This window comes from Serratia sp. EWG9, from assembly GCF_019913725.1.
In the GTDB taxonomy this organism is placed as follows: domain Bacteria; phylum Pseudomonadota; class Gammaproteobacteria; order Enterobacterales; family Enterobacteriaceae; genus Serratia; species Serratia ureilytica.
In genome coordinates, this window is the sequence record NZ_JADNRO010000004.1 from 399803 (window position 1) to 411581 (window position 11779).

Genomic DNA, 11779 nt, shown 5'->3' on the forward strand with positions numbered 1-11779 from the left:
GCTTTACCTAACTGAATATCGGCCTTCACAGGCGTTGGGGTTGAACATCTCTCCTGCATCCCTGCAATCTCTATCGTCACCGATCGTTCCGCCATTGTCTACCTATGGTCAGGGCGGCAGGATGACGACAGTATAAAAAATGACTTACAGCGTCAGGTCAACCTGCTGGTTGTCGATAAGCCGCGCTTTGCCCAGCCAGGCGGCCATCAGCACCACCGCCCGTTGGCTGTCCACCGTCAGCGGCTGCAGGCTGTCGGCATCGCGAATAAACAGCTCATCCGGCGTAAAGCCGGCGGCGCGCAGTTGCTCGGCGGTCTGTTCCAACAGCGTTTCGACATGGCGCTCGCCATTGGCCAGCTGCTGCGCCAGCGCGTTCATGATTTTGCTCAGCTGCGGCGCAACCTTGCGCTCTTCGGCGGTCAGGTAACCGTTGCGTGAACTGAGGGCCAGGCCGTCTTTGGCGCGCACGGTCGGCACGCCGACGATGTCGATGTCGTAACCCATGTCCGCCACCATTTTGCGGATCAGCGCCAATTGCTGGTAGTCCTTCTCGCCGAAACAGGCCAAATCAGGCTGCACCAGGTTGAACAGCTTGCTGACGATGGTGGAAACGCCGCGGAAGTGGCCCGGCCGGCTTGCGCCTTCCAGAATGGTGGAGATGCCCGGCACGTCGACATAGGTTTGCTGCTCCAGCCCGTGCGGATAGACCGCGGCCGGGGCCGGCGCGAACACCAGATCGACGCCGCGGCGGGTCAGCTTCTCGCTGTCTTCCTGCAGCGTGCGCGGGTAGCGCGCCAGATCGTCCGGGCGATCGAACTGCATCGGGTTGACGAAGACGCTCACCACCACCACGTCGGCGCGGGCGCGCGCTTCATCGACCAGCGTCATATGGCCGTCGTGCAGGTTGCCCATGGTCGGCACCAGTGCGATGCGCTTGCCTTCCTGGCGCCAGCGGCGGATCTGCTGACGCAGCAGCGGCAGGGTTTCGATAATAATCATTGGGTGACTCCTGGAACCATCGCTTAGTTAAAAGAGTGTTCAGCCGCCGGATAGAGGCCTTGCTCCACTTCCTGAATGTAGTGTTGCACCGCCGTGCGGATATCGCCGCTTTGCGCCAGGAAGTTCTTGGCGAATTTTGGCGTGTGGCCGCCGGTGATGCCGAAGGCGTCGTGCATCACCAGGATTTGGCCGTCGGTGCCGTTGCCGGCGCCGATGCCGATGACCGGAATGGAGAGCGCTTCGGTGATCTGGCGTGCCAGCTCGGTCGGCACGCACTCCAGCACCAGCAGCTGAATGCCGGCCAGCTCCAGATTCCGCGCGTCCTGCAGCAGCTGTTTGGCGGCCAGTTCGTCGCGCCCTTGCACCTTATAACCGCCGAACACGTTGACCGACTGCGGCGTCAGCCCCAGGTGGCCGCATACCGGCACCGCGCGTTCGGCGAGCATTTTCACCGTGTCGCACAGCCAGCTGCCGCCTTCCAGTTTCACCATGTTGGCGCCGGCGCGCATCAGCTCGGCGGCGTTGGCGAAGGTCTGTTCCGGGGTGGCGTAACTCATGAACGGCAAATCGGCCAGCAACAGGCAGGCCGGCGCGCCGCGGCGCACGGCGCGCGTGTGGTAGGCGACGTCGGCGACGGTGACCGGCAGCGTGGAGTCGTGGCCCTGCAGCGTCATGCCCAGCGAATCGCCCACCAACAGGACTTTAATGCCTTGCTCTTCAAACAGCTTGGCAAAGCTGGCATCGTAGGCGGTAAGGGTAGCAAACTTGCGTTGCTCCTGTTTCCACTGGCGCAAATGGGTCACGGTGGTGGGTTTCATCACAACGTCTCCTGAAACGGGCCGTGCGGCTTACGCAGGCCCAGGCTGCAAAAAAGTGCAGCCATTCTACTGTAACCCTATCGGGGTGGGTAGCGCGGATCGCCATGCTTAAGCGGTTCTTAAGAACCTTGTGGTGCAATGGCGTCATGACTCAAAAGGGATACTCATGCGAATTCTGCTGATCGAAGATGACAAACTGATCGGGGACGGCATCAAGGCCGGGCTGACCAAACTCGGCTTCAATCTGGACTGGTTCACCGACGGCGCGGTTGGTAAAAACGCCCTGGGCAGCGCGCCGTATGACGCGGTGATCCTCGATCTCAGCCTGCCGGGCCTCGATGGACTGGATCTCCTGCGCCAGTGGCGCCAGGCCGGGCAGGATGTGCCGGTGCTGATCCTTACCGCCCGCGATGCGTTGGAGCAACGGGTCAGCGGGTTGCAAAGCGGCGCCGACGACTATCTGTGCAAACCGTTCGCGCTGGCCGAAGTGGCGGCGCGCCTGCAGGCGCTGATCCGCCGTCGTCACGGCCAACTGATGCCACAGCTGACGCACGGCAACGTGGTGTTCGACAGCGCCACCCGCAGCGTGAGCTGCAACGGCGAACCGGTGACGCTGACGCCGCGCGAATTGGCGGTGCTGGAGCTGTTTCTGCACAACAAAGGGCGCGTGTTGGCGCGGCCGTTGATCCAGGAGAAGCTGTACAACTGGGACGACGAGGTGAGCAGCAACGCGGTGGAGGTGCATATTCACCACCTGCGGCGCAAGCTGGGCAACGGCTTCATCCGCACCATCCACGGCGTGGGCTATACGCTGGGGGATGCTCCGTGAAGCGCCTCAGCCTGCGGCTGCGTCTGATCCTGATTTTCAGCCTGCTGGCGCTGCTGACCTGGTGCACTGCCAGCGTGGTGGCCTGGGTGATGTCGCGCAATACCATCAACGAAGTGTTCGACACCCAGCAGATGCTGTTCGCCAAGCGGCTGGCGACCGCTAACCTCGGCGATCTGCTGGCCGATGAAAGCGCGCGCAGCCTGCCGAAAACCAAGAAGCTGGTGCATCATGGCAAACGGGGTGAGCAAGATGATGACGCGCTGGCGTTCGCCATCTTCGATCGCCAAGGCAAGATGCTGCTCAACGACGGCGAGAACGGTGCCGACTTCCTGTTTGACGGGGAGCGTGAAGGTTTTACCGACGGCGAACGCAAAGGCGATGACGACAGTTGGCGCCTGGTATGGTTGACCAGCCCCGACGGGCGCTACCGCATCGTGGTCGGCCAGGAGTGGGATTACCGGCGCGATATGGCGCTGGGCATGGTGACTGGCCAGCTGGTGCCCTGGCTGGCGACGCTGCCGGTGCTGATGCTGCTGATCGCGCTGATGGTTGGGCGCGAGCTGCGGCCACTGCGTGCGGTAGCCGCCGGTTTGCGCCGGCGCGCGCCCGATGACGCCACGCCGCTGGATGCGCGCCAGGTGCCAACCGAGGTGCGCCCGCTGGTGGATGCGCTCAACGCGCTGTTCGCCCGCATCAATGCGCTGCTGGTGCGGGAGCGGCGTTTCACCTCCGATGCCGCGCACGAATTGCGCAGCCCGCTGGCGGCATTGCGGGTGCAGACCGAAGTGGTGCAGTTGGCGGGGGACGATGCGCCGATGCGCGAGCACGCGCTGGACAATCTGACGGTCGGCATCGATCGCGCCACCCGGCTGGTGGATCAGCTGTTGACGCTGTCGCGGCTGGATTCGCTGTCGGATCTGGCCGAGCTGGCGCCCATTGACTGGAACGAACTGGTGATGATGACCCTGGCGGAACAGGATCGGCTGGCTCATGCGGCGGGCGTGACGCTGCGTTATGAACAGCAGGGAACGCCGCCGGTGCGTCAGGGGCAGACCTTGCTGCTGTCACTGTTATTGCGCAACTTGCTGGACAACGCGGTGCGTTACACCCCGCAGGGCGGCGCGGTCACCGTGACGTTGAGCGAGCGCTCGCTGACGGTAGAGGATGAGGGGCCGGGGGTGACGACAGAGCATCTGGCGCGGTTGGGGGAACGCTTCTATCGCCCGCCGGGACAGGAGCAAACCGGCAGCGGGCTGGGGTTATCGATCGTGCAGCGTATCGCCGGCTTGCATGGTTTACAGGTCAGTTTCGCCAATCGCCCGACAGGCGGGTTCGTCGCGCGGCTGGCGCTGTAGGCGGGTCAGGATTTCGGTTTTGACGAGTGCCACAGCGCCATGCCGTTTTCCGGCACGCGCTTGAGGCAGCTGGCGAGCGGTTCGCCATCGGGGAAAATCAGATCGGGGGCGATTTCCGCCAGCGGGTAGAGCATGAATTCGCGCTCTTTCAGGCCGTAATGCGGTACGGTCAGGCGATCGGTATGGATCACCTTGTCACCGTACAGCATGATGTCTAAATCGAGCGTGCGCGGCCCCCAACGTTCATCCTTGCGCACGCGCCCCTGATTGCGTTCTATCGCCTGGGTATGGTCGAGCAGCTGTTCGGGCGGCAACAGGGTATCCAGCGCCACCACCGCGTTGAGAAAGTCCGGCTGGTTTTGCGGCCCCAGCGGCTTGGTGCGGTAAAACGAAGAACAGGTGACCAGCCGGGTGCGCGGGAGATGCTCCAGCGCCTCCAGCGCGGCGTTAACCTGTTGCAGCGGCTGCGCCAGGTTGCTGCCCAGCGCGATATAAACGCGGATCATTATGCCCCTTCTTTACGCGGTGCCCGGCGACGAGGACGGCGTTGACGCGCGCGACGCGGCGCCGGATCGTCACCCAGGGTGCTCAACATGGCTTTCTGCCGCGCCGGCGTGGCGTCCTGGAACTCACCCCACCACTCGGCCAGACGCAGCATCTCCTGATTGTCTTCCACTTCCGCACGCAGCGCCAGCAAATCATAGGCGGCACGGAATTTCGGATGTTCCATCAGTTTGTGCGCGCGTTTGCCCTGACGACGAGACAGGCGCAGCTGCAGCTGCCAGATATCGCGCACCAGCGTGGTAATGCGTTTCGGGATCGCCAGCGAGCGGCACTGCTCGTCGAGCACATCGTTCATCGCCAGCGCGAAGGCGTCGTAGTACGCCAGACCACTTTCCTGCGCCAGTTTCTGCGCGTGCTCCAGCAGCGGGTACCACAGCATGGCGGCAAACAGGAAGGCCGGGTTGACGCGCATGTCGTTCTGCAGGCGATGATCGGTGTTCTTCAGCACCTGCACCAGAATGCGCTCCATCGGCGTATCGTGGTTCGGCGTGAAGTTGCGGGCGATCAGCGGGAACAGCGGTTGGAATAGCTGATATTCGCACAGCTTCAGATAGGTCTGGAAACCGTAACCCGCCTGCAGCAGCTTGAGGGATTCTTCGAACAGACGCGCCGGTGGGATCTCATGCAGCAGCGAAGCCAGACGCGGGATCGGCTCGGCGGTCTCTTCACTGATGCGCATATCCAGCTTGGCGGCGAAGCGCACCGCGCGCAGCATGCGCACCGGATCTTCGCGGTAACGGGTTTCCGGATCGCCGATCAGGCGGATGACGCCTTGTTTCAGATCGTTCAGGCCGCCGACGTAATCGCGCAGGGTGAAATCCGCCACGCCGTAGTACAGGCTGTTGATGGTGAAATCACGGCGCTGGGCGTCTTCCTCGATCGAACCGAAGATGTTGTCGCGCAGCAGCATGCCGTTTTGCGCCTGCTGGGAGGAATTCTTGTCGGATTCCTGATTCTGTTCGTGGTGACCGCGGAAGGTGGCCACTTCGATGATCTCCGGCCCGAACATCACGTGCGCCAGACGGAAGCGGCGGCCGACCAGGCGGCAGTTGCGGAACAGCTTGCGCACTTGCTCCGGCGTGGCGTTGGTGGTGATGTCGAAGTCTTTCGGCTTTTTGCCGAGCAACAGATCGCGCACCCCGCCGCCGACCAGATAAGCCTCGTAGCCTGACTTGTTCAGGCGATAAAGCACTTTCAGCGCATTCTCGCTGATGTCTTTGCGCGAAATCGAGTGCTGTTCGCGCGGGATCACGGTCATCGAGTCGTTGCTCTCGGCGAGGGGGAAAGGCGGACGCTTGCGCGGCGTTGAGCGGCGGGCAGGGGCGTTGCTGCCGTTATCGGCGGCGCGCGGCTGCGGCGCAGGGCGGCTTGGCGCCGCGGCACGCTCTTCGCGGACTACGTTTTTATCGCCGGCCGCCGCGTCGTCGCGGGGCAGCTTGTCATCGCGGGTCAGTACCTTACGACAGAAGTTGGCTACTCGGGTAAAAATGGTACACCTCGATAGTGACTGATAAAAATGGAGCTAACAAAAAATAGCGGCTAATCATAGCTCACCATGGCTCCTTTGAGAATGCCGGCGTGTTTTCATCCAGAGGGATAGCCTCCTGACGCGGCACGTTTTCCAACCGCCAGTGTTCGATCGCCCAGCTCAATAATAATGGCAGGTCAAGATCTTGCCAGCTTTCCGGCAGCGGTTGGCGCAGAAATTTCAGCGCGGCGATCAGCACCGGCCGCGGATCGCCGGCGGGCAACGCCGGCGCATGGTTTTGCTTCGACAGTTTGATGCCGTTGGCGCCCAGCGCCAGCGGCAGATGCACATAGGCGGGCACCGGCGCCTGCAGCTGGCGGTAAAGGGCAATTTGGCGCACCGTCGGTTCGATCAGATCGGCGCCGCGGACAATCTCGGTCACGCCCTGAAAATGGTCGTCGATCACCACCGCCAGGTTGTAAGCGAACAGCCCGTCGCGGCGGCGAATGATAAAGTCTTCACCCGCCAGCGCCGGATCGGCGTGCAATTCTCCCTGCAGGCGATCGTGGAACCGGTAAACGGGGGCGGTCTGACGCAAGCGGATGGCGGCGCCCTGCGGGCCGAGCTGCAAATCGCGGCAGTGGCCGTCGTACAATCCGCCGATTTGCTGGATGCGGCTGCGGGTGCAGGTGCAGTAATAGCTGAGCCCCTGGCGCTGCAACAGATCCAGCGCGGCGCGATAGGCGTCGTGACGTTGGGATTGATAGATGACCTGGCCGTCCCAGTGGAGACCATAATGTTCCAGCGCGGACAGGATGCGAGCGGCGGCGCCGGGGACTTCGCGCGGCGGGTCGATATCTTCGATGCGAACCAGCCACTGCCCGCGTTGGGCGCGAGCCTGAAGGTAGCTTCCCAGAGCGGCAATCAGCGAGCCGAAATGCAGATCCCCGGAAGGCGATGGGGCAAAGCGCCCCACATAATGACTTTCTTGCATATCAGAGGGGAGGGGTTCCCTTTTCTCTGTGCGGCGCACGCGGATGCGCACGCCGCAGCGGTAACATACTCGTTATGCTTGAAACTGCATCTGTGTTAGCTGCGCCTGCTTACCCGAATCACTTACTTGAGTAAGCTCATCGGGATGCGCATTCTTGCCGCCTTGATGCAGCTCCAATCATGTAGAGTAGCGGTATTAGCCGGCCATCTGCTTTTCGCGGATCTCAGCCAGCGTCTTGCAGTCGATGCACAGATCGGCGGTCGGACGCGCTTCGAGGCGACGAATACCGATCTCCACGCCACAAGATTCGCAGTAGCCGAAATCATCGTCTTCCACTTTCTTCAGCGTTTTCTCGATCTTTTTGATCAGTTTGCGTTCACGGTCACGGTTACGCAGTTCAAGGCTGAACTCTTCTTCCTGAGTAGCGCGGTCGGCCGGATCAGGGAAGTTGGCTGCCTCTTCTTGCATATGCGATACAGTACGGTCCACTTCGTCCCTGAGCTGGTTGCGCCACGCTTCAAGAATGCGCTTGAAATGCGACAACTGGGCGTCGTTCATGTACTCTTCGCCCGGCTTCTCTTGGTACGGCTCCACCCCAGCGATGGCGAGAATGCTCAAGGACGAGGTTTTACGGTTTTGCCCTTCTTGCATGTTGCTTCTCCTACATACACACGCACTATCGAATCCCCAATGCGGGGGAAAAACAGGCCGCTATAAATAACAGAAGGAAGGTAGGTTGGCAATTATTCCTGTCGCCCGCTTGACAATCGTGTGAAGGAAGGCGTATTTGGCGATCGTGCTGGCCGGTTGTCTATTTATAGGGACCCGGCTGCGCTAATCGATAAAAAACGGCAGCTTATCGCAGAGATAAATACCGTCAGGTGATAATTTTGCCCCATAGCAAACCACTTCCACTCCCAACTGCCGGACCTGTGCCAACAGCGCCGCATAGCGCTCATCTATATGATGTGCCGGTGCGACCTGCTCAATACCGCTGTGTAACACGGCAAAGAACAATACCGCCCGTTGCCCGCTTTCAACCACGCTGAGCAACTCACGCAGGTGCTTTTGCCCTCTGAGCGTTACCGCATCAGGAAAGTAACCACGTTGTTGTTGCAGTAATGTGACTGACTTAACTTCAATATAGCAGTTAACCCGATTTTCTGCCTGTAATAACAAATCGATACGGCTGTTTTCACCGCCGTATTTCACTTCGCCGCTAATTTTACTGTAACCGGATAATTCATTGATTAAATTGTGTTCGATCGCCTCGCGCACCAGCGCGTTGGCGCGCAGGGTGTTGACGCAGATCCAGTGCCCCTGTTGGGTATGGGTCAGCTCCCAACTGTGGGCGTATTTGCGTTTGGGGTTGTCCGAGGTGGAGTACCACACGGTGTCGCCGGGCGTGGCGCAGCCGGTCATGGCGCCGGTATTGGCGCAGTGCAGCGTAAAGGTTTCCCCTTCCGGGGTGATCACGTCAGCCAGAAAGCGTTTGTAACGTTTGATCAGCGTGGCGGAGCGCAGCGGTGGAGAAAAAATCATGGGGATGCCTGCTTGGCCAGCGGCCACTGTTCAAGGTGTTGGTAACGGGTGCGGCCGTTTTCGAACACCGATTCATACAAGGAAAAGGCGTCGGCGCTGAACGCCCAGCCCGGCGTCGCCGGCGGGATCGCCACCGGCTGGGTGGCGGCGCGCAGCAGCGTGATGTGCGGATGGAACGGCAGCGCGCTTTGATGGCAGCCGCTGCGTGCGGCCTGCGAACGCAGCAGCTCGGCCAGCTGCAGCAACCCGCGCGGCGCGCGGCGGGTGCCGAGCCAGACCACGCCGGGGCGCGGCCAATGGCCGAGATCGTCGAGCCGCATGCTGAAGCCGGGTTGAGCGATGCGGCCGGCCAACTTACGCAGCGCCAGTTCTTTCTGTGCGCTGACTTCACCGAGAAACGCCAGCGTCAGGTGTAAATTGGCCGCCGCCACCGGCCGACCGGCCTCCGGTGCAAACGCCTCGGCGCGCCAGCGGACCACCTGCTGTTGCAGGGCGTCAGGCAAGGACAGGGCGAAAAACAGGCGGCGCGAATTGGACATAAAGGCTCGGCAAATGCATGACAATACGGTCGGGAACAGCGGTAAACGTTACTGGCAGCGGCCCCGCGAGGGGCGCGGCGCACGAATGAGCTCCGTACTATAGCTAACGCCGCAACAGTTTGAAAGGTTACGGGTATAAAGCTAATGCTACACTGTACGCCGTTTAACGCTAACCACTACGGAGAATTCAGTGTCTTCATTGCCCGTCAGCGCAGTGCTCGATGAGTTGCTGGCTGCGCTGCAGTCTGCCCCGCAGGTGCTGTTGCACGCCCCGACCGGCGCCGGTAAATCCACCTGGCTGCCGCTGCAGCTCCTGGCGAAGGCCGGGTTGCCGGGGCGCATTATCATGCTGGAGCCGCGGCGGCTGGCGGCGAAAAACGTCGCTTACCGCCTGGCACAGCAACTGGGGGAGGAGCCCGGCCAGACCGTGGGCTATCGCATGCGCGCCGAAAGCAAAAGCGGGCCGCAGACCCGGCTGGAAGTGGTGACGGAAGGCATTCTCACCCGCATGCTGCAGCAGGATGCCGAGCTGCAGGGCGTGTCGCTGGTGATCCTCGATGAATTTCACGAACGCAGTCTGCAGGCCGATTTGGCGCTGGCGCTGCTGCTCGACGTGCAGCAAGGGCTGCGCGACGATCTGAAACTGCTGATCATGTCGGCCACGCTGGATAACGCCCGTATGACGCAGCTGCTGCCGCAGGCGCCGGTGGTAGTGTCCGAGGGGCGCAGTTTCCCGGTTGAACGCCTGTATCAGCCGTTGGCCAGCCATCAGCGGCTGGAGGATGGCGTAGCGGCGGCGGTGAAGCGCATGCTGGCCGAACAGCCGGGGTCTTTGCTGCTGTTCCTGCCGGGCGTAGCGGAGATCAACCGGGTGTTGGAGCGTTTGACCGGCGAAGTGGCGAGTGATACCGATCTTTGCCCGCTGTATGGCGCTTTGCCTCTGGCGCAACAGCAAAAAGCGATTCAGCCGGCGGCGCCGGGCCGCCGCAAAGTGGTGTTGGCGACCAACATCGCCGAGACCAGCCTGACGATCGAGGGCATTCGGCTGGTGGTGGACAGCGGCCTGGAGCGCGTGGCGCGTTACGACGTGCGCAACGGTTTGACGAGGCTGGCGACGCAGCGCATCAGTCAGGCCTCGATGGTGCAGCGCGCCGGGCGTGCCGGGCGTCTGGAAACGGGCATTTGCTGGCATCTGTTCGCCAAAGAGCAGGCGGAGCGCGCTGTGGAACATGCTGAGCCGGAAATTTTACAGAGCGATCTCACCGGCTTCTGGCTCGAGCTGCTGCAGTGGGGGTGCCATGATCCGGCGCAGCTGATCTGGCTTGACGCGCCTCCGGCAGCGGCATTGGCGGCGGCCAGGGCGTTGCTGCACCGGCTGGGGGCCACGGATGACGGCGACAAACTCACCGCGCCGGGGCGCCAAATGGCCGCTCTGGGATGTGAACCGCGGCTGGCGGCGATGCTGGTCGCCGGCGCGGCGCTGAGCGCCGACGGCCTGGCGACGGCCGCGTTGCTGGCGGCATTGCTGGAAGAACCGCCGCGCGGCGGACAGATGGATATCGGTTATTGGCTGAGCCGCCCGCAGCCGAACTGGCGGCAGCGCGCCGCGCAGTTGGCCAAACGTCTGCCGCAACGTGCGGGGCAAGTTGACGCCGATTTGGCGCCGCGGCTGTTGGCGCTGGCATTTACCGATCGCATCGCCCAGCGTCGCGGTCAGGATGGCCGCTACCTGCTGGCCAACGGCCTGGGCGCGGCGATGAACCAGGACGAGGCGCTGTCGCGCGCGCCCTGGTTGATTGTCCCCAACCTGTTGCAGGGCCACAACAGCCCGGATGCGCGTATTTTGTTGGCGTTGCCGGTCGATATCGAGGCGTTGGCGGCGCAGCTGCCGGCGATGGTCATGCAACGCACGGCGGTGGAGTGGGATGAAGAGAAGGGGACGCTGCGCGCCTGGAAACGCCAGCAGATCGGCCGTCTGACGCTGCGCGCGCAGCCGCTGGCCAAGCCGGCGGACGAAGAGCTGCAGCAGGCGCTGCTCGACTGGGTGCGCGCGCAGGGGCTGGCGGTGCTCAACTGGGAGGGCGCAGCTGAACAACTGCGGGTGCGCCTGCAGTGCGCGCAAGCCTGGCTGCCGGAGGCGGAGTGGCCGGCGATGGACGAAGAACCGCTGCTGGCGGCGCTGGAGCAGTGGCTGCTGCCGTCGCTGAACGGCGTGCGCGATCTGCGCGGATTGAAGCAGGTCAACCTCGCCGAGGCGTTGTCCCGGCTGTTGGACTGGCAGCAAAAACAGCGGCTGGATAATGCATTACCCACTCATTACACTGTGCCGACCGGCAGCCGCCTGCCGATCCGTTATGAGGCCGGCAAACCGCCGGCGCTGGCGGTGCGTTTGCAGGAAATGTTCGGCGAGCAGCGCAGCCCGATGTTGGCTGAGGGTCGCATCCCGGTAGTGCTTGAGTTACTCTCACCGGCGCACCGGCCGTTGCAAATCACCGGCGATCTGGCGGCCTTCTGGCAAGGCGCCTACCGCGAGGTGCAAAAAGAGATGAAGGGCCGCTACCCGAAACACGTATGGCCGGACGATCCGGCCACGGCGGCCCCGACGCGCCGAACGAAGAAATATCAGTAGGCCGCGAGCGTTTAAGGTTTGGAATTCAGATGTTTCTTCTGT

The 11779-nt window shown here is 62.5% G+C and carries 11 protein-coding genes; 3 read left to right on the forward strand and 8 right to left on the reverse strand.

The window, feature by feature from the left end:
• Window positions 1–144: 144 nt before the first annotated feature.
• A complete protein-coding gene (panC, locus tag ITX55_RS12540; protein ID WP_033651336.1) occupies window positions 145–999 on the reverse strand; it encodes a pantoate--beta-alanine ligase in 855 nt (284 codons plus the stop codon).
• Between the two features lie 23 nt (window positions 1000–1022).
• The gene (gene panB, locus ITX55_RS12545) at window positions 1023–1817 is read right to left on the reverse strand and encodes a 3-methyl-2-oxobutanoate hydroxymethyltransferase (protein ID WP_042785355.1); all 795 of its coding nucleotides are present in this window, start codon (window positions 1815–1817) and stop codon (window positions 1023–1025) included.
• A gap of 166 nt (window positions 1818–1983) precedes the next feature.
• Between panB and qseB the strand changes: the two genes are divergently transcribed.
• Window positions 1984–2646: a quorum sensing response regulator transcription factor QseB gene (qseB, locus tag ITX55_RS12550; protein WP_033651337.1), complete on the forward strand. Its 663-nt coding sequence runs from the start codon at window positions 1984–1986 to the stop codon at window positions 2644–2646.
• Window positions 2643–4001: a quorum sensing histidine kinase QseC gene (gene qseC / locus ITX55_RS12555; protein ID WP_042785354.1), complete on the forward strand. Its 1359-nt coding sequence runs from the start codon at window positions 2643–2645 to the stop codon at window positions 3999–4001. Before qseB ends, qseC begins: the two co-directional genes overlap by 4 nt.
• A 5-nt stretch (window positions 4002–4006) precedes the next feature.
• On the opposite strand, the gene folK is transcribed toward qseC, so the two are convergent.
• The 6 genes from folK to thpR all read right to left on the reverse strand — a co-directional run bounded on the left by folK (window position 4007) and on the right by thpR (window position 9108).
• Complete coding sequence (gene folK, locus ITX55_RS12560) at window positions 4007–4507, reverse strand: 2-amino-4-hydroxy-6-hydroxymethyldihydropteridine diphosphokinase (protein ID WP_060660258.1); 501 nt, start codon at window positions 4505–4507, stop codon at window positions 4007–4009.
• On the reverse strand, window positions 4507–6054 hold the full coding sequence (gene pcnB, locus ITX55_RS12565) for a polynucleotide adenylyltransferase PcnB (RefSeq protein ID WP_071883579.1): 1548 nt from the start codon (window positions 6052–6054) through the stop codon (window positions 4507–4509). Before pcnB ends, folK begins: the two co-directional genes overlap by 1 nt.
• Window positions 6055–6115: 61 nt before the next feature.
• A complete protein-coding gene (gene gluQRS / locus ITX55_RS12570; RefSeq protein WP_033644703.1) occupies window positions 6116–7027 on the reverse strand; it encodes a tRNA glutamyl-Q(34) synthetase GluQRS in 912 nt (303 codons plus the stop codon).
• Between the two features lie 195 nt (window positions 7028–7222).
• The gene (gene dksA, locus ITX55_RS12575) at window positions 7223–7678 is read right to left on the reverse strand and encodes an RNA polymerase-binding protein DksA (protein WP_004937569.1); all 456 of its coding nucleotides are present in this window, start codon (window positions 7676–7678) and stop codon (window positions 7223–7225) included.
• 183 nt (window positions 7679–7861) lie between these two features.
• A complete protein-coding gene (sfsA, locus tag ITX55_RS12580; protein WP_004937572.1) occupies window positions 7862–8569 on the reverse strand; it encodes a DNA/RNA nuclease SfsA in 708 nt (235 codons plus the stop codon).
• A complete protein-coding gene (gene thpR / locus ITX55_RS12585; protein ID WP_042785353.1) occupies window positions 8566–9108 on the reverse strand; it encodes an RNA 2',3'-cyclic phosphodiesterase in 543 nt (180 codons plus the stop codon). The genes sfsA and thpR overlap by 4 nt, the downstream gene beginning before the upstream one ends.
• Before the next feature lie 190 nt (window positions 9109–9298).
• On the opposite strand from thpR, the gene hrpB reads away from it, so the two are divergent.
• On the forward strand, window positions 9299–11737 hold the full coding sequence (gene hrpB / locus ITX55_RS12590) for an ATP-dependent helicase HrpB (RefSeq protein WP_223085098.1): 2439 nt from the start codon (window positions 9299–9301) through the stop codon (window positions 11735–11737).
• Window positions 11738–11779 lie beyond the last annotated feature (42 nt).